Below are 19,705 nucleotides of genomic sequence, written 5' to 3'. Positions count from 1 at the left end.
TTAGCAGTTAGCTGACCGACACCCCCCGTCTAACACGAAAAATGGAGTTTCAGATTCATGATAACCACACTACCGAGAACATTTGGCTGTGCGCTGGTATTGCTCGCGTCCTTTGGATTTACGCACGCCCAGGCAGCGGACATCACTCCCGCTGAAACGAAAGCCATCGCCGAGGAAGGCTACATCTACGGTCTGCCCATCGTGATGAACTACGCGATCATGTACGACTATGCCGTGGACAAGAGCTCCGGCCAGTACAAGGCGCCGTTCAACCACATTCACAGCATGCACAATGTCTTTAGCTACAAGGACACGGCCATCGTCTCGCCGAACAGCGACACGCCGTATTCCTTGATGTTCATGGACCTGCGTAGCGAGCCGATCGTGCTCTCGGTACCGACGGTGGAGAAACCGCGGTACTACTCGGTGCAGCTCATTGACAACAGCACCAACAACTTCGGTTACATCGGCAGCCGTACCACCGGCAGCGAAGCTGGCGATTACATGGTGGTCGGCCCAGACTGGAAGGGCGTGACCCCGCCAGGCATCAAGAGGGTGTTTCGTTCCAGCACACAACTCCCCTTCGTGATCTTTCGCACCCAGCTCTACAACCCGGCGGACATGCCGAACGTCGAAAAGATCCAGTCCGCTTATGCGGTCCGGCCGTTATCGGCTTATCTCAAGCAGCCCGCGCCGCCTGCCGCGCCGGCGATCGACTTCCCGAAGATCGACAAGGACCTCGTGAAGACCGATTTCTTCAAATATCTGGGCGTTGTGATGCAGCTTGCCCCTGCTACACCAGAGGAAGCGGCGATCCGCGCGAAGCTGGCCCGCCTGGGCATTGGCGCCGGCAAGGACTTCAACTTCCAGGATCTGTCCGCCGAGCAAAAGGCCGCAGTGGTTGAGGGCATGCAGGCTGGGCATACGAAGGTCCAGAATGCAGTCAATCATCTCGGCACGCAGGTCAATGGCTGGAACATCGTGAGTTCCGGCGGTGATGCCGCGTTCTACGGTAGTGACTGGCTAAAGCGTGCCGCCATCGCCCAAGCGGGCATCTATGCCAACGACGCCGAAGAGGCCACGTATCCGATGGCCAAGATCCTGTCCGATGGTACGCCGCTTGACGGCAGCAAACACAACTACACCCTCACCTTTCCCGCTGGACAGCTCCCGCCGGTCAATGCTTTCTGGTCGGTGACGATGTACGACGGCAAGAGCCAACTGCTGATCAAGAATCCGATCAATCGCTACCTCATCAACTCGCCGATGCTACCTGACATGAAGAAAAACGCAGACGGCTCGCTGACCCTCTACGTCCAGAAGGATTCACCCGGCGCGGACAAGGAAAGCAACTGGCTGCCTGCACCGAATGATCTGATCTACATGGTGATGCGCCTGTATTGGCCGAAGACGGAAAACCCTTCCGTCCTGCCTCCTGGCAAAGGCACGTGGAGTCCGCCGGCGATCGTTAAAATCAATTGAGCACCTAACGACCGGTTGCAGCGGACGGCGCCGGCGCGCCGCCGCTGAACCGGGGCGTCAGGGTTTCGCAGAGGCCCTGACGTCCGCTTTGATCACCCAAAGGCCGGCGGTGGCCGCAAACCGTAGATGTTGTTGTTTTGGCGTTATTTGCACGGCACTCCGTATGCCGCGATTCAACGCCATTGGATGGATACCCCTCCTCAAGAGGGGGGCGGTGTGAGCACAGCCTGTTCACGATGCTCTCAACGCACCGTGTAAATCCTTCCACCGTCCAACAGAGAACAACAAGCATGTTTTATGAAAACATCGACACCTCCTCCATCAACGACGAGGACCTGCCGTGGGTTCCGTTCGCACCTTACAGCGATGAAGTCTTCATCAAATACATCAAATGCGACCCGGTTCGCGGGGAAACCATCACCCTGCTCAAGGCCCCGGCCGGGTCTGCTCTGCCCAAGCACTATCACTCCGGCACGGTCATCGTTTACACCATCAAGGGTGGCTGGAAATACCTGGAACACGACTGGATCTCGACACAGGGCGGCGTGGTGTTCGAAACCGCAGGTTCCAGCCATACGCCTATCGCGCTGACTGAATATGGCGATGAACTAATCACCTTGAACATCACCCAGGGCGACCTGCTGTATTACGACGATAACAACAACGTCGTTGCCATCGAGAACTGGAAATCCAGCGTGGATCGTTACCTGGCGTTCTGCAAAGCCAATGATATCGAGCCCAAAGACATCACCAGCTTTGCGGTCTGACCAGCCCTCCAATCTCTCAGTCGTCCGGTGTTCGACCGGGCGGCTGCGCCGTTGCAATAAATAAAAAACGGAGACACCCATGTCCCAGAAGCTGCAACCCGCCGGACGTTTCACCCTGAAACTCTGCGCAATGTTGGCCAGCTCGGTAGCATCCGCACAAGACTCGCTGCCCTTCCCGCCGACGCCTTCGGCCAGTGACGCCAAACCGACGCTGCAAGAATCGAAGCACCAGAAACGTCAGCATCAATCTCACCTTCCTGCCGAGGTCCCCAATATTCTGGTGATCATGCTTGATGACGCCGGCTTCGCGCAGTCCGACACCGTCGGCGGCGCAGTCCATACGCCGACCCTGAGTCGAGTCGCCGACAGCGGTGTGCGCTACAACGCTTTTCATACCGCTGCCATCAGCTCCGCAACTCGCGCCGCTTTGCTTACCGGACGCAACCATCACCGAGTTGGCAACGGCGTCATCGCAGAACTGGCCACTGACTGGGATGGCTACACCGGCAAGATACCCAAAAGCTCGGCGACCATGGCCGAGGTGCTCAAGCAATATGGCTACAGCACCGCCGCGTTCGGCAAATGGCATAACACACCCCCCATGGACACCACGGCGGCCGGTCCTTTCGATACTTGGCCGACGGCTTACGGTTTTGAAAGTTTCTACGGTTTCCTGGCTGGCGAAACCTCTCAGTACGAACCGCGTCTGTACCGCGACACAACGCCAATCGAACCGGCGCGAGATCCGAAATATCACCTCAGCGAAGATCTCGCCAATCAGGCCGTAAACTGGCTGCAAGACCATCAGACCTACGCACCAGCAAAACCATTTTTCATGTATTGGACACCGGGTGCCGTGCATGGCCCGCACCAAGTGAATGCGCAATGGGCCGATAAATACAAAGGCAAGTTCGACGCTGGTTGGGACGCCTATCGTGAGCAGACGTTTGCTCGCCAGAAAGCTCTGGGCTTTATCCCGCAGGACGCCGTCCTCACCCCACGCCCGGCGGAACTCCCAGCCTGGGACAGCTTGTCTTCCGAACAGAAACAGTATCAGGCACGGTTGATGGAGGTGTATGCCGGTTTCCTGGAACATGCCGACACGCAGGCCGGAAAGATCCTCGACGAACTGGAGCGTGAAGGTAAGCGCGACAACACGCTGATCTTTTATGTCTTCAGCGACAACGGCGCTTCTTCCGAGGGGATGGAGGGCACGATTAATGAGTTGCTGGCCCAAAACGGGATTCCAGTCCCCAAAGAGCAGCAGTTGAAAGTCCTCAACGAGATGTATGGCGGCTTGTCCGCGCTCGGCGGTCCTAAACTTGAAAGCATGTACAACGCTGCGTGGGCCTGGGCAGGTTCAGGGCCATTCGTAGGCACCAAACTTGTCGCCGGCTACTTCGGCGGTACGCGCACGCCGCTGGCTGTTTCCTGGCCGAAACAGATCAAGGCCGACGCCAGAGTTCGCGCACAATTCCACCATGTCAACGACATTGCCCCGACGGTCTACGACGTGCTGTCGATCACGCCACCCAAAGAGGTCAACGGTATCGCTCAGGACCCAATGGATGGCGTCAGCCTGCGCTACACCTTCAACGACGCTCAGGTGAAGTCGAAAAAGCCGGCGCAATACTTCGAAGTCTTCGGCAGTCGCGGCGTCTACAAGGATGGCTGGATGGCCTCGGTTTTTGGCCCGCGCAAACCCTGGGTGCAAGGCTTTGCGCAGTTCATGGGCTGGAATCCGGCGAATGATCAATGGTCGCTCTACAACCTGCAAAACGACTACTCCCAGGCCAACGATGTAGCCGCGAGTAATCCGGAAAAACTTGCGGAGCTGAAGGCGGAGTTTGACATGCAGGCCAAGGTTAACCATGTCTATCCGATTGGTGCCGGTCTCTACCCCTTCCTCGATCCGACTGCACGAATCTCTAGCAGCCAACGCGAATGGCATTTCAGTGATCGCGTCCATCGCTTTCCGGAATTTGCTGCCCCCAACCTGCGCAATCAGAACAGTAAAGTTGTCGTCGACGCCGACGTTCCAGCTAACGCCACCGGCGTGTTGTATGCCTTGGGCGGTATCGGTGGTGGGGTCAGCCTGTACATGGATGACGGTTTCCTGATCTACGAGTACAACGCGCTGGCTATCTCTCGAGTCAAACTGCGTTCGGCCGAACGAGTACCCGCAGGCAAAGTCAGTATCGAAGTGCTGACGACCCTGTCGTCAGCCAAGCCCGGAGCGCCGGCCAGTCTGAGCCTGCGACTTGACGGGCAGGAAGCCGCCAAAGGGGTGACGCCGTTCACTCCGGCACTGACGTTCACCGCCAGCGAAACCTTCGACGTGGCTGAAGACCTCGGTTCCCCCGTCACCCTGGACTATTTCGAGCGTGCGCCCTTCGCATTCAATGGCAAGGTCAAGGATGTACACGTGACGTATTTGCCTTGACCCTCAATGCCGCCCGGATAACCGGGCGGCAGACTGATGACTCCCGGACCCTGCCCCCATGCCTACCCACGAAACCCCGCCCCAGGGCTTGCATCTCATGGCCAAACCCGTCGGGCCGATCTGCAACCTCGATTGCAGTTACTGTTTCTACCTCGAAAAAGAACAGCTTTACCCGCCTCGGGAACGCTTCAGCATGACCGACGAGGTGCTGCGTCTGTATGTGCAGCGCTACATCGAGGCCCAGCCCACGCCTGAAGTCGAATTTACCTGGCAAGGCGGCGAACCGACGTTGCTGGGGTTGGATTTTTTCCAACGCGCGGTCCTGTATCAACGCCAGTTCGCGGGGAATAAAGTCATTCGCAACACCTTGCAGACCAATGGCACGTTACTCAGTGACGACTGGTGCGCATTCCTCGCCCGTGAACGCTTCATGGTGGGGATCAGCCTCGATGGCCCGCGATTCGTCCACGACCTCTATCGCCCCGACAAGCGCGGACACTCCAGTTTCGATGATGTGATGCACGGTCTGGAACTGCTCAAGCAGCATGGCGTCGACTTCAATGTGTTGGTGACCGTGGCGCGCGATGTCGCCAGATTCCCCTTGGAAATCTATCGATTCCTCAAGTCTGAGGGCGTTCGTCATATTCAGTTCAACCCCGTGGTGGAACGCGAGCCCAGCACCTCACAGGTCAGTCTGGGTCTGCATTTCGCTATCCCGCCGGAATTGCGCTTGCACGTGGTGCCGGAGCCCGCGATGGTGACGGAGCAAACGGTTGCACCCGAGGCCTACGGCGATTTTCTCATCACGATTTTTGACGAGTGGGTGCGCCAGGATGTCGGGGAGGTTCATGTCATGAACTTCGAATGGGCACTGGCCTCATGGTGTCAGCTGCCGGCCTCGGTGTGCCTGTTCAGCCCCCGCTGCGGCAAAGCAGCGATCGTGGAACACGACGGCAATGTCTACTCCTGCGATCACTACATGTATCCCGAGTATCTACTGGGCAACCTGAAGACCGATGATCCTGCCGTGCTACTCGCCTCTGCTGCGCAACAAGCCTTTGGCGCCGCCAAGGAAGAGACACTGCCGACGTATTGCCAGCAGTGCGATTACCGCTTCGCCTGCCATGGCGAATGCCCGAAAAACCGCTTCATGAATGCACCCAACGGCGAGCCGGGTCTAAACTACCTGTGTCCGAGCTACAAGAAATACTTTCGTCACCTGACGCCCTACATGAACGCCATGGCCCAACTGGTCAGCCACCAGCAACCCGTGGCGTTGATCATGCAAGCCTTCGCCGGCCCGCTGATCGTGCCACTGGATAAATAGCCTTTTAGCTCTGAAATCTGAAGTCGCGAAACTGTTCTCGAAGCTTCATCTTTTGCAATTTGCCGGTGGCGGTATGCGGCAGCGCTTCGACGAAGGCCACATCGTCCGGCAGCCACCACTTCGCCACGCGGCTTTGCAGTACCTTCAGCAGATCGTCTTTGCTCGCGGTTCTACCAGGTTTGAGCACTACCACCAACAACGGCCGTTCCTGCCATTTCGGATGAGGGATGCCGATCACCGCCGCTTCGGCGACGGCCGGATGACTGACGGCAGCGTTTTCCAGATCAATCGAGGAAATCCACTCGCCACCCGACTTGATAACGTCCTTGGCGCGGTCGGTGATCTGCATGTAGCCGTCAGTGTCGATCGTTGCGATGTCACCGGTATCGAGCCAGCCCTCGCTATCAAGAATCTGCCCTCCCTCGCCGCCGTAATACTGGCTGGCGATCCACGGTCCCTTGACCAGTAGAAGACCGCAAGCCTTGCCATCTCGCGGTAGTTCAGCGCCTTGCTCATCGACAATCTTCATCGACACCCCAAACAACGCCCGCCCTTGTTTGGCCTGCAAGTCGAGCACTGCTTCCAGCGGAGCATCACGGTGTTTGGGCAACGGATTGCAGATGGTGCCCAGCGGGGACATCTCGGTCATCCCCCAGGCATGCAAAACACGCGCATTGAAACGGGTTTCAAACGTATCGACCTGGCTGCGTGGCGCGGCGGCTCCGCCGATCACCACCCGGTTCAGGCACAGCTCTGTCGCCGGTTGCAAAGCCTGCGTCTCGACATGCTGTTGCAGCATCATCCACACCGTTGGCACACCCAGCGCCAGGGTCACCTGTTCATCTCGCATCAGCGTGTAGAGGCTCTCGCCGTCAAGTGCGGCGCCCGGCAACACCAATTTGGCGCCACACATTGCGGCGGCGTACGGCATACCCCAGGCATTGACGTGGAACATCGGCACGACCAACAACGCTGAATCCGCCGCCGATAGACCGAAGCCATCCGAGGTACACAGCGCCAGCGAATGCAGGATCGAAGAACGGTGCGAATACAGCACACCCTTTGGATTGCCAGTGGTGCCCGAGGTGTAGCACATGGACGACGCCGTGCGCTCATCGAACTCAGGCCAGATGAAGTCGTTGCTGTGCTCGGCAATCAGGTCTTCGTAGCACATCAAACCAGGCACATTGATTGCCGGCATTTGCACCCGGTCACACAGAGCGATGAACGCTTTGACTGTCTTCAGGCGCGGCGCGATCTGCTCGACCAGATCAGCGAACGACAGGTCGAAAAGCAGGTACTGATCCTCGGCGTGGTTGGCGATGAATTCGATCTGCTCGGCGAACAGCCGTGGGTTGATCGTATGCAGTACCGCGCCCATGCCCGACACACCGAAATACAGTTCCATGTGCCGGTAACCGTTCCAGGCCAGGGTGCCGATTCGGTCGCCAGGTTGCACGCCCAACGCAACCAGCGCATTGGCCACTTGTTTAGCGCGTTCGCCGATGTCGGCGTAAGTGCAGTGATGCACCGATCCATCTGCCGTGCGTGAGGCAATTTCAGTGTGCGGATGCGCCTTCAGCGCATGTTCCAGAACGGAAGAAATCAACAGCGGTTGATCTTGCATCAAGCCCAGCATGGTTTTGTGTTCCTTTTATTCTTGTTTGATGTCGACGTTTCAGAAGTGGCAGAGACTCACAGATAGCCGAGCGGATAAATCATGCAAGCAGCCGTTTCAAGGCGCACGACGGAGCAAGAAATGCGACAGTGCCGGGATCAGCACCAGAGCGCCGACCATGTTCCAGATGAACATGAAGGTCAGCAGGATGCCCATGTCGGCCTGGAACTTGATCGGCGACCACGCCCAGGTGATCACGCCCGCCGCCAGGGTGATGCCGACCAGCGCCACCACTTTGCCGGTGAACGCCACGGAGTTTTTGTAGGCTTCGGTCAACGACAGACCGGCACGCTGCTGAGCCAACTGAACACTGAGCAGGTACAGCGCGTAATCGACACCGATGCCGACACCCAAGGCAATCACCGGCAAGGTCGCGACCTTCACGCCCATGCCCAGCCAGACCATCAACGCCTCGCAGAGAATCGACGTCAGCATCAACGGCACGACCGCCACCACCACCGCTCGCCAGCTGCGGAAGGTGATGAAGCACAGCACGATCACCGCGCCATATACGTAGAACAACATGGTGCGATTGGCGTCGCGCACGACGATATTGGTCGCCGCTTCGATCCCGGCGCTACCGGCGGCGAGCATGAACTGCCGATCGTCGTTGCTGTGTTCACGGGCGAACTGATCGGCCACTTTCACCACGTGATCGAGGGTTTCGGCCTTGTGGTCGGAGAGATAAGCGATCACCGGCATCATCGAGCAGTCACTGTCGAACAGTTCCGGGTTGTTCACCGAGGCCTGCTGCGCGCCGTAGTTGAGCACGTTCTGGTTGCGCGCGACGGTCAGCATTTTCGGGTTGCCTTCATAGGAACCCGCCGTAATCTGGCGCACAGCGTTGACCAGCGACACGGTAGTCTGCACGCCCGGTTGCTGTTGCAGCAGCCAGCCGAGACGATCGGCTTCCACCAGGGTTTCGTACTTCAGGCAACCTTCGCTGGCTGTTTTGACCATGACCGCAAACTGGTCGCTGGACAGCGAATAATTGGCAGTGATGTAGGCGTTGTCACGGTTGTAACGTGAGTCGGCGCGTAGCTCGGGTGCGCCCGGATCGAGATCACCAATCTTCAACTGCGTGCTGACCATGAAGCCGCCTGCCGCCAGCAACCCGGCCACCACCACCGCCACCGTCGCCCAGCGACGCTCGGTAAAACGGTCAAGCAGGCTCCACAAATTGCCTAGCCCTTTCCCTTTCAGCTCCTGCCTTTCCTGACGCAAGCTGCGCGCCGCCGCCTTGGGACTGACACCCCAATAAGACAGCAGCACTGGCAGCAACACCAGGTTGGTAAAGATCAAGACCGCCACACCAATGCTCGCGGTGACGGCCAGGTCCTGGATCACCGGAATGTCGATCAGCATCAGTACCGCAAAACCCACGGCATCGGCCAGCAATGCGGTCAGCCCGGCCAGGAACAGGCGGCGGAAGGTGTAACGCGCGGCGACCAACTGATGGGTGCCGCGTCCGACGTCCTGCATGATCCCGTTCATTTTCTGCGCACCGTGGGACACGCCGATGGCGAACACCAGAAACGGCACCAGAATCGAAAACGGGTCGAGTACATAACCGAACAAGGTGATCAGGCCCAGCTGCCAGACCACCGCAACCACCGAGCACAGAATCACCAGCGCGGTGCTGCGCACGCAACGGGTAAAGCCAAAGATGATGGCAGTGGCAATCAGCGCTGCGGCGCCGAAGTACATCATGATCAGCATCAGGCCATCGATCAGATCGCCCACCAATTTGGCGAAACCGATCACGCGGATCTTGATCGGGCCTTTGCCCTCTTCACCGGCAACGTGTACCGCGCGGCTGCTGGCAAACTCAAACTTGTTGCGTAGCTGCTCTTCAAGCATCCGCGAAAAATGGTGATAGTCGATTGCGGCGCCCGTGACCGGATCCTTCTCCAGCAGCGGCACCACAATCATGCTCGATTTGAAATTATTGCCGACGAGACTGCCGATGATCCCGGACCGGGTAATGTTCAAGCGCAGTTGCTCGACGCCAGTGGCCGAGCCGACGTAGGAGTCCGGCATGACCGGGCCACCACGGAAGCCCTCCTCCGTGACCTCGGTCCAGCGCACGGCAGGCGTCCACAATGACTTTATCCAGGCCCGGTCCACGCCCGGGGTCAGGAACAAGGTGTCATTAACCTGCTTGAGCACCTCCAGGTATTTCGGGTCGTAGATGTCGCCGTCGGTGTTTTCCACCACCACCCGAACCGTATTGCCCAGCCCGCGTAACGACTGGCGATTCTCAAGGTAGTTTTTGATGTACGGCTGACTCTGCGGAATCATCTTTTCGAAGCTGGCATTGAGCGTCAGCCCAGTGGCCGCGAAATAGCTCAGCACTACCGTCACGATCAGGCAGGTCAGCACCACCAGCAGGCGATTGTTGAAAATCAGGCGTTCAAGGACATTGCCGGAGCGTGCATCGAAGCCCTTCAGCTCTCGGATCACCGGCATCGTATCGAGGTTGTAGTTACCCATGAAGTGGCTCGTCTCTTTTTATTATGTGGGGTGGGCTCATTCGAAGGGCAACTGGCGCAAGCCTCGTGCGCCTGCGACCACCACGGCGCCTGATGCGATGGCCTGCGCCGCAGCGGCGGGCCCCAGGCGGTCTTGTGGCTTTTGCGTGAAACTTGCTCCGTCGTCGGTGCTGACAAGCACATGCCCGGCCTGGCTGACCAGGATGATTCGGCCGTCGGCGGTGATCGTGCTCGCGGTGATGCTTGAGGACAGACCCAACTCAACCTTGTCCCAGTTCACGCCGTGATCGACGCTGCGATAGACATTGCCCCGCAGGCCATAAACGAGCACCGAGCCCGGCTTGCCGGTGATGCCGAAATAGCTGCCGCCGTAGGGCGTCGGGATGTTGATGAAGCGTTGCGTTGCCGGGTCCAGTTTCAATACCAGGCCTTGCTCGCCGACAATGAACAGGTCATCGCCGATTGCACGCATCCCGTAGAAATTCAGCGCCCCCGGATTGTCGGTGCGATCCATCAACGGAACCCAGCTCCGGCCGCCGTCTTCGGTACGGAAAATCAGATTGAACGCGCCGACGATATATCCGGTTTTATCATTGGCGAACCAAACGTCCAGAAAAGGTTTGTCAGCCCCTTCATCGACCATTCGTTGAGCCTCAGCCAATAACGCATCATTGGGCTGTTGCCCTTCTTGCCTCTGAAAATGGTCGAGCATGATCTGCCCCACCTGACGGCCATCGAGCTGACGCTTCCAGGTTTCACCACTGTTGTCGCTGTGCAACACAATGCCGTCGTGCCCGACCGCCCACCCCTGCGTCGGGCTCGGAAACTGCACGGCCACCAGATCGGAACTCACCGGCACTTGTGCCTGGTGCCAGCGGACGCCGTTATCATCGGAATAAAAAATATGGCCGCGTTGGCCCACGGCGACCAGGCGCTCACCTGCACGGGTCAACCCGGTGAACATCCCGCCAATCGCCTGTTCACTCTGTATCGCGGGGCTCGACAGCACGTCGACAAAATCGGCGGCGACTACGGCTCTGGTAAATGGCACGGCCAACGCCACGGTTAGCGCAGTGAGCGCAATCCATCTAAATGTATTCATGAGGTTTACTCGGCAAAAAAAGCCGCCGAACAGTGCGGTACACACTGTCGACGACAAAAAATCCCTGTGTTATGGCTCAGCGAATACCCGTGCCGGCCAATGACTCAGGTGCCCATTGCGCTTTCGAAAGCGGGTCGATGTACTTGACGCCGCCGTACGGGCCATAGATGCCGGTGATGTTGTAGCTGCCAGAGACCAGGTCATAAATCATGTGGTTATCGGAATTCGGCGCCTGCACGTCATAGCTGTATGCCAGGTGTGCAAAGGATCCGCGGTACAGCTTGCCGCTGGCGTCATATTCATCCGAAGCCAGGGCGATCCAACTGTCTTCGTCGAGGTAGAAGGTGCGCTTGCTGTAGATGTGGCGTTTGCCCGGTTTCAGCGTGGCTTCGACCACCCACACGCGGTGCAACTCCCAGCGCATCAGGTCCGGATTGACGTGATGCGGCGTGGTGATATCCGCAGCGTCCTTGTGATAGTTCAACTTGTAAGTGTTGTAAGGAATGATCATTTCCTTCTTGCCGACGAGTTTGAAGTCGTAACGGTCCATTGCGCCGTTGAATACCCAGGCATCGTCATAGGTCGAAGCACCGGCCGAGCCAGGGTTTGGCGTGTCGTAGGCGATATCCGGTGCGAGTTTCACGCGGCGCTGACCTGGCAGGTATTGCCAGCCACGACGCTCCATTTTCAGAGGGTTGACGGCATCCTGCACCAGGATGGCTTCGCCTGCGCGACGGGCCGGGGCCTGGTAGTAGAGTTTGGTCTTGAAGAACAGATCCGTCTCTTTCGCCGGTTCCATACGCTTCGGATCGTACAGCGGGTATTCCAGATAGGCATTACCGGACGTGGCCAGAATTGCCCTCCCGGAACTGTCGACGTTCCAGGAGTCATATTTGATATTGGTGGCATAACCCTGATAACGCAGCAGGTGGTTCCACATGGCCTCATAGCCATCTTTCGGGATCGGGAATGGAACGCCGGGCAACGCGTTTTGCAGTGCTACCCCGCCTTCGAGTGTCTGGGTGCCGACGGCATTTTTTGCGGTGTTATCCAGCAACCGTTGAGGCAGCGCAACGCTGCGATGGGTCGGAAACACATCGACCCGGAACGTCGGGTAACGCTTGAGCAGTTCTTGCGTGGTCGCGGTCAGTTTGTCGGTGTATTGACTGACGTTTTTGCCATCGACGACGACGCGTGGCTTGTCGGCCTCGTAAGGGTCCGGACGGAACGAACTACCCGGTTGAAAACTGGCCGGCGCCGTGGTGAGACCGCCGGTGTAGGATGGAATGGTGTTGTCGGCATTGCCGGCCTTTTCAGCGCCGACGCCTGTCAGGCTGTTGCCGAGCTTGGCCGCCTCATCGGGGGACACGGCTGCGTGTGCCGCACCAGCGATGGCAACGGTCAATGCAGTGAACAAAAGCGTGTTGACGAACTTCATGGAGTGACTCCTGCTATCAAGCAAAGACTTCGATCAAATGGTCGTTTTGAAGGTAAAAGTGACCATGCCCCGATCCTTGAGCTGAGGCTGCGTACCGCCGAAAGCAGTGGTCTGCCCCGGTACGCAGTTGTATTGGCCGTTGGCCCCTGGTGCAGCGCCCTGGCCCTGTGCACCGGCGCCACCGGCTGAGCCACAGGTGTCGAACGGACCAAAGTTGTCCACGTACTTCAGGTCAAACCGGTACTGGTTGTGCACGTCCATGCCAACGCCGACCGAGTAACTTCCGGAGTCCTTGTTACCCCCGAGCTGAACCGACGAGTTGCCCGCAAGGCCGACGCTGTAGTTGGCCGGCAGGTACATATCGATGCCGGGGAACACCTGATACCAGGTCGGGTTGAAGTTGACGCCCAGGACGTAGTTGTCCTTGGTGACCTTGTCGACACCGCGATACCAGTCTTCGCCTTTGAACAACTGCTTGTTCTCGGTGACGTCCAGCCAGCGGCTGTAGGCGAGTTCAACCAGCAAGGTCGAACTGTCCCAGACCGGTGTCGCACCGAAAGTGGTCAAGCCGTTAAGCACCGCGTGCACGGTGTTGCCTCGGGCCACGCCGTTATCACCATCAAAGCTGCTGATGAAGCCAGGCAAACCGGCAGCACCGGCTACCGGATTGACCGTTGCCGGCACGCTGGCCAGCGGCATGTTGTGTCGATAGTTCAGGTCGAGACCGACGCTGACACCTTCGATGCTTTTCGACAGGCTGATGCCGTAGATATCGATGTCGTCGACATAGAACTGGTTGTAGCTGCCGGCATTGCCGGAGATCAGTTGCGCAGGGCCGATCGCCGTAGGTTGCAACACCAGGTTCGGCAGAATGTCGGAGGTTTTGCGGTAGTAGAAACCCAGCGTACCCTGCAGCCATTCCGGGCTCCATTTGGCCATCAGGCCGAAGTCACCTTGGTTGTCTGGGATAAACGTATGCCCGTTGGTCAGCCGTAAAAACTGGTTGGCACCCAGTGGGCCCGGTGTGCCGAACAGCGGGTTTTTGCCGCCGATCAACGACAGGTTGTGCCCGCCATTTTGAATGCCGTCGTTGAACCCCAGATAAGTGCCCGACTCCGGCAACCGCGCGGCGTCCCAGTCCAGGAAGTACTGCGCGGCGAGGGTCAGTTCCGGGTTGACCGTGAGGCTGGTGGACAACTGATTACGCGGAATGAACAGTTCTTTGGCTTCTGTTCCCGGGACCGCCAGCGACTTGGAAATGTCCAGGCCGGACTGGCCATAGCTGTTGCCATGGGCAAAGGCGAGAATGCTTTCGCCCCAGTAAACGGTGTGCTTGCCGAGCTTGCCGCTGAGCAGTGATTCATCGCCGACTTCAGTGCTGCCAAACACGAAGGCATCAAGGATTTCCGAAGAAGGACCGTTGTAATACCGATCGGCGTAACCGCTTTGATGACGAGAGTCCGGCTTACCGTTGTTGAGCTGATTGGTCGAGGCGTTATCGCTGCCAATATCGTCGTAGGCGTGGTCGTACCAGGTGTTGGCACTGACACGGAAACCGACTTTTTCTTTGTAAACCACGTCCAGTTCGGACAGCACATCCAGTCGTTGAGCAACGGGACTGCCGGAGGAGAAGTTGCGATCCCCGTCATTGTTGTTCCACGAATTGGCCAACTTACTGTTGGGAGCTTCCACGCGCTGGGCATAGTTGAACTTCAGCGTGTTGTCGAAGCGAACCGCAAAGTCTTCATTCCCCGTGTTGATCTCCACAGCCCCCACGGGCGCGATGCCCAGGCCGGTGAGAATGGCGGAGGCCAACAACCCTTTGCGAAGGTTTGCATGGCAGATCTTATTATTTTTGTTCATCTAGCTTGCCACCTGCTCTATGGTTTACGAAAAGTCATGGGTTGAATCACGGCGTAGTGAGCCTCCTCTCAGGTGCGCTGCAAAAGGGTGACCGACACCGCCCGGCCCAGGGCGGTGCTATGTTGTAAAGCCGTGCGGGCACCAGCAATTTGCCTGCCGTCGGCCATGTCGCGCAGTTGCCAGACCAACTCGACCAGTTGCGCCAACCCGGTGGCACCCGGAGCGTGACCACGTCCCAGCAAGCCACCCGATGGGCACACTGCATTCACCTTTCCTTTCAGGCGGTGTCCTTGCTGCACGAATCGATCGATCTCGTCCTCCCGGCAAAAGCCCAGCGCGGCGCTATTGACCATGAAGTCGCCGACGCTTTGGTCGTGCAGTTCAACCACGTCGATGTCTTCCGCACCGAGGCCCGCTTGCTGATAAGCCAACTGCGCGACTCGCCGGGTGGTCGCCTGTCCGAGCACATCCAGAACGCAACCCGCTTCCTGCTCTGAAGCGCTGTCACTGCCCCTGACACTGGCCAGCACGGTGACGTCCGCCCGAGCGCCGAAGCGCAAGGCGAAGGCCGGGGTACAGAGCAGGATGGCCGCTGCACCGCAGGCTGGCGGGCACAGATAAGGCGGGAGCCAGCCGTCGCGATCCGGCACGCGGTTCAACACGGCGTAGGGATTGAGCCCGGCCTGGGCCCGTGCCCGCTCAAGCACTTGATCGAAGCTGCTTTGAGCAATGCCCATGCGTGTCAATAACCAGCTGGTTTGGGCAGCGAACAGCAGCGCCGGTTGTTGTCGACGCTCGATAAAGCCGATGGGGTTCTCATCCTGTCTGACCGTTGCCGACTCATCGCGAGCGAGATCTTTCAATCCGAAAAACTCATGATTGGAAATGCGTGCCGGCATGCACTCGACGCCAACCAACAGGACACATTCAGCCTGGCCGCACAGCAGGCTATTGCGGGCCAACTGGAAAGCACTACTGGCCGACGCACAGCCATCGCCGAGACTGAAAATCGGCACTCCCGAGTAGCCAATCTGCGACAACATCTGCTCGGCGATACCGGTTTCACCGTATACGCAGGAAGTAAACACCTGGTCGACCAGGTCATAGTCGATCCGCGCATCGGCCAGCGCCGCACGAATGGCTTGCCCCGCCAACGCCGCGTGACTGTCGGAGCCACCCAGCGGTAGAAACGGCACCATTCCTGCACCGGCGATCAGCACTTTTTCAGACATGAACCTGCTCCCACTCGCCGATACGTTGGCGCTTTTGTGAGGTCAGACTATTGCGAAGTCGAAAAGCGAACCCCCCCATTGACTGGGGGGGCGGCTGGAAATCGGATTAGGGGGGAGAATTGAAGGATGATCCGAACGGATCACCTCGGGTGGCGGACCCCGCATTAGCCCGCTGTCTCGAGAATTCCCAGCATGTATGCACGCGCGACTACATGCTGTCTTGTGCCGGCCTGGAATTTTCCAAACAGGTTTTTCAGGTGCCACTTCACGGTTTCCTCACCAACATTCAGCGCCAGGGCGATTTGCTTGTTGGACAGGTTGCGAGCCAACAGCTGCAACACCTCGCGTTCCTTGGGCGTCAAGAGACGACTCGGGGACACGCTCAAAGGGGTGGATTCCGGTCGCGGAACAGGTGCGGGCGTAGAGGTCGCCGCAAGCAATGGGACCGTTTCACCCTGGAGCGTCTGCTCCCATTTGATCAGGTCCGGATGGGTGTCCTGCACTACGCGTAACATACCGTTTTCTTGCGCGAGGCTGACAGCCTCCAGCAAATACTCAGTGCCGCCCTGTCCCGTCGCCCGAAGTGCCAGTGCCCTGAGCAGCTTGATCTGTACGATGTCTCGCCCACGACGCAGGTATTCGGCTGTTTCGCCAACCTTGTCCAGCACCGCCAGCATAGCCTCCCAGTCACGTTGGGCCAGTAAGGCATAAGCGTTGGCTACCCCGGCCAGCAAGTCCAGTTCCGGACCCAGCAACCCTGCTCGCTCACGGGCAATAACCGGCGTGAAACTGTCCAGCCGTCGCCATAATGCCTGACAGGTATCGCTGCGTCCCTGCAAGGCATGCAGGCGTATCTGCTCTCCCAGGGAGGCAATGCAGAATCGTGGAATATTTCGCTCTTCTCCAAGGGCGAATAACGCCTCGAGCAGATCCTGCCCGCGATGCCCCTGCCCCTGGAGTGAGGCCAGTCGAGCGGCGGCGAGGAAACCCTGCACAATGGCATCGGGGGACGCCAATCGCTCAACGATATCCAGCCTGTTCGCCAGCACCGTAGCGGACTCCTGAATTTCCCCCTGTTCCAGCAACACCGTCGCCAGAGCGCTCGCTAAAATGACCGCCACCGGACTGCGCCGACCGATGTCCTGTTCGGCATGCAACAGGCTGTCGTGCAACGCCGTGCGCGCCGACACCATTCGACCCTCGTATAAATAAGCAAGACCGACCACCCACTCGCCATACCCGCGAATGGCATCAAGGCCAGGACTACCCGCGTAACGCGGTGCTCGCTGAAGGATTCGTCGGGCTTTCTCCGGTTGTCCCTGCAACAGCGTCAGCCGGGCGATCTGGCTCGCGACAATGGCTTGCACCTTGATTGAGAATGAAGGCAATCGATCGACCCAAGGCATGATGAGTTCATACGATTGATCCGGATGGTCCGCAAAGTAGGCGGCTGCGGCGGCGATGGCGGCAGCTTCACAACGTGTCGCCTCGTCGGCGGACGGATGCTGTTCAATAGCAGCAATCAATTGCGCCGCTTCTGCCTGACGCTCTCCCATTGCCAATGGCCAGGCCGCCGCCAGGCAGATGCGCGGATGCGACAACACGTCAGCGGGGCCAAGCTCCTCGACCCACTCCAGCACCCGGCTGAACTGCCCTTGCAACATGACTTCGTACAGGCAATTGCCGATCAACGTATAGGCCGATTGGGGCATGCCCGCCAACAGATATTGCCGGGCGGCCTGCTCCAGGAAACCGTGGTGTTCCAGCCACACAGCGCCGCGCCGGTGATAACCCTGACGCTCCTCCAACGGCAAGTCGGCAAAACGGCCGAGGAGAAATTCCCGCGCCAATGGATGGATGCGCACCCAGTCACTGTCGATACTTTCAACAAAAATCGGTGTCGAGGCACACAATTCCTTCAGCAACTCACCCGAGCGAGCGTTGCCCGTCAGCGCCTCGCATAACAAGGGCTGGACCATTTCCAACAATGCAATGCCGGTCAGAAAGTGAACCTGCTCCTGCGGAAGATGTGCGACCAGACTGTCGACGAAATAACGCTGGATATCACCCCGACAAGTCGACAACTCTTCGACTGCCGCACTCCGATTCGGGCTCTTCTCCAACGCCGAAATCGCTAATTGCAGGCCAAGCGGCCAGCCTTCGGTTATCTCGTGCAGCCGCACGCAGAGGTCGGCATCAACCCTTGTGCCGAAACGGTCATTGAGGATGGCGATCGCCTCTTCCACATTCAGCCGTAAAGCCGCAGTCATGATCGTCGTGAAAAGCCCTCTTGCCGCGAGGTCCGCTACCTGCAGATTCAACCGTACCCGAGAGGCCATGATGATGCGCAAATTGGCCGGCGCGTTGTGCAACAGGTACGTCAGGGAGTAACGGATCGTCAGCTCGGGCAGGGTATCCACTTCATCCAGAATCAATACGGTTTCGCTACCCAGATCGGCCACTTCCGCCAACCACTGCGTCAGCCCTTCCTGTTCGTCACGCCCCAATCCCGCAATAGGCTCGAATGCGCGGGCAAACGACGGCCGACCGCTGCCAATTGCCATGGCAACTCCCAGCCCCTGGACAAAACGCGCACCATCATCCTGTGCATCCAGCGTCATCCAGGCCACCACGGCCCCCTGAGACAAACATTCACGGCGCCATTGGGTCAGCAGAAAGGTTTTGCCGAAGCCTGCCGGCGCTTGAACGGCGATCACCACTTTGTCTGTCAGTTCCTGGGTATGAATACCCAGGCGGTTTCGCATCCGTGATGATTTCTGACTACGCGGCGGTGTCGTTTTGAGGATCAGTTGGGGCTCTATGCAATCCATTTCTTTCAGACCCTGGTGGTTGAGAGACGCCTACCCAAGGAGCGTCTGAAGGTCGCTGGATACAGTTCCAAACGGTCGAACACTACCATGGAATAGTCCGGGGGTTTGAACCCCGGTGCAATCCAATGCAAGCCGCTTGCGTACTTTCGGTGCAGTGACCTGCTCGCCACGCAAAAGAATCCGCTACCTTCCAGCCAGGGCTCTGTATTCAGCCGGTGTACTGGCGTGCGCAACCTTGAACGCTGCAGTCAGGTGGCTCTGAGAGCTGAAACCACACTCCAGTGCCACATGCAAAATGGGTAGATCGGTCTGCATGAGCAGATCACGTGCATGTTCCAGTCGTACATTCATTACATAGCGATGGGGCGGCATACCCATGGCGCGCTGGAACAGCCGCCGGAAATGAGCCGGGCTGACACCCGCCTGGCCAGCCAGTGTGCTGATCGAGAGTTCCTGCCCCAGATTTTCGCGAATGAAGACCAGTACTGTATGCAGGCGCGCCAGATGAATATGCGGCGGATAAATACCTCTGCTCGCGTCAACTCGTAGCGCACGATACACCTGCTCAAGCATGACCATGGCCAATCTTGCCATGAACCCCTGATCAGCCCCTTTCCCAAGACTTAGCTCATCCATCAATTGCCGGGCCGCTGCGCTCACCAAACCATCACTGACGGGCAATGGTGCCTGCGCGCCAGCGCATAGCTCACGCAATTGTCGAAACACGCCATCAGTGCGATCGGGCAGATAAAAAACCGCGAAATCAATGCTGCCGGAATAGTGCCATTGAGTGGCACAACCTGCAGGCAGCAGCATTGACAAGCGGGGCATCGATGTTGAGCGCAACTCGCCCCCCGCCCCCTCATCAGCCCGCGAGCCACCGAACTGGGTCAGCAGGGCCATGAAGTCAACGGGCGGGACGGATAGATCAGTCGTATGCAGGAAATAGCGCTCCGCATACAACGGGATTTCACTGCACACCACGCCGCCCAGCAAGGGTAATCCCAGTGTTTCATGGACCTGTTGTTGCGGATTCATGGGCATCTCGGG

General features: G+C 58.5%; 12 protein-coding genes. 4 read left to right on the top strand and 8 right to left on the bottom strand.

Annotated elements, in window-relative coordinates; all coding sequences use genetic code 11:
* Positions 1–57: 57 nt before the first annotated feature.
* The 4 genes from AC1D1M_RS05910 to AC1D1M_RS05895 all read left to right on the top strand — a co-directional run bounded on the left by AC1D1M_RS05910 (position 58) and on the right by AC1D1M_RS05895 (position 6,019).
* Positions 58–1,482 (top strand): DUF1254 domain-containing protein, encoded by a 1,425-nt coding sequence (locus AC1D1M_RS05910; RefSeq protein WP_477774894.1) that lies wholly within the window; start codon positions 58–60, stop codon positions 1,480–1,482.
* A 290-nt stretch (positions 1,483–1,772) separates the two neighbouring features.
* Positions 1,773–2,249 carry a 2,4'-dihydroxyacetophenone dioxygenase family protein gene (locus tag AC1D1M_RS05905; RefSeq protein ID WP_046028178.1) on the top strand — a complete coding sequence of 159 codons (477 nt, stop codon included), beginning with the start codon at positions 1,773–1,775 and terminating at the stop codon, positions 2,247–2,249.
* Between the two features lie 79 nt (positions 2,250–2,328).
* On the top strand, positions 2,329–4,692 hold the full coding sequence (locus tag AC1D1M_RS05900; protein WP_477774893.1) for an arylsulfatase: 2,364 nt from the start codon (positions 2,329–2,331) through the stop codon (positions 4,690–4,692).
* A 58-nt stretch (positions 4,693–4,750) separates the two neighbouring features.
* On the top strand, positions 4,751–6,019 hold the full coding sequence (locus AC1D1M_RS05895; protein ID WP_477774892.1) for an anaerobic sulfatase maturase: 1,269 nt from the start codon (positions 4,751–4,753) through the stop codon (positions 6,017–6,019).
* 4 nt (positions 6,020–6,023) lie between these two features.
* Here the strand turns inward: AC1D1M_RS05895 and AC1D1M_RS05890 are convergent, their stop codons facing one another.
* From AC1D1M_RS05890 to AC1D1M_RS05855, 8 genes are all read right to left on the bottom strand, one after another.
* The gene (locus AC1D1M_RS05890; RefSeq protein WP_477774891.1) at positions 6,024–7,658 is read right to left on the bottom strand and encodes a 3-(methylthio)propionyl-CoA ligase; all 1,635 of its coding nucleotides are present in this window, start codon (positions 7,656–7,658) and stop codon (positions 6,024–6,026) included.
* Between the two features lie 96 nt (positions 7,659–7,754).
* Positions 7,755–10,190, bottom strand: a complete 2,436-nt coding sequence (locus AC1D1M_RS05885; protein ID WP_477774890.1) for an efflux RND transporter permease subunit — start codon at positions 10,188–10,190, stop codon at positions 7,755–7,757.
* Positions 10,191–10,226: 36 nt separating this feature from the next.
* Entirely contained in the window at positions 10,227–11,291 is a 1,065-nt protein-coding gene (locus AC1D1M_RS05880; RefSeq protein WP_477774889.1) for a WD40/YVTN/BNR-like repeat-containing protein, read from the bottom strand.
* Between the two features lie 76 nt (positions 11,292–11,367).
* Entirely contained in the window at positions 11,368–12,729 is a 1,362-nt protein-coding gene (locus AC1D1M_RS05875) for a DUF1329 domain-containing protein (RefSeq protein WP_477774888.1), read from the bottom strand.
* A gap of 33 nt (positions 12,730–12,762) precedes the next feature.
* Complete coding sequence (locus AC1D1M_RS05870) at positions 12,763–14,592, bottom strand: DUF1302 domain-containing protein (RefSeq protein WP_477774887.1); 1,830 nt, start codon at positions 14,590–14,592, stop codon at positions 12,763–12,765.
* 68 nt (positions 14,593–14,660) lie between these two features.
* Positions 14,661–15,824: a thiolase C-terminal domain-containing protein gene (locus AC1D1M_RS05865; protein ID WP_477774886.1), complete on the bottom strand. Its 1,164-nt coding sequence runs from the start codon at positions 15,822–15,824 to the stop codon at positions 14,661–14,663.
* A 164-nt stretch (positions 15,825–15,988) separates the two neighbouring features.
* A complete protein-coding gene (locus tag AC1D1M_RS05860) occupies positions 15,989–18,589 on the bottom strand; it encodes a winged helix-turn-helix domain-containing protein (protein ID WP_477774885.1) in 2,601 nt (866 codons plus the stop codon).
* A gap of 249 nt (positions 18,590–18,838) precedes the next feature.
* Positions 18,839–19,693 carry a helix-turn-helix domain-containing protein gene (locus AC1D1M_RS05855; protein ID WP_477774884.1) on the bottom strand — a complete coding sequence of 285 codons (855 nt, stop codon included), beginning with the start codon at positions 19,691–19,693 and terminating at the stop codon, positions 18,839–18,841.
* Positions 19,694–19,705: the final 12 nt, after the last annotated feature.

The organism is Pseudomonas sp. P1_F7 (genome assembly GCF_056405655.1).
Note: the sequence above shows the minus strand (reverse complement) of the source record. Positions and strands in the feature narration are given on the sequence as shown.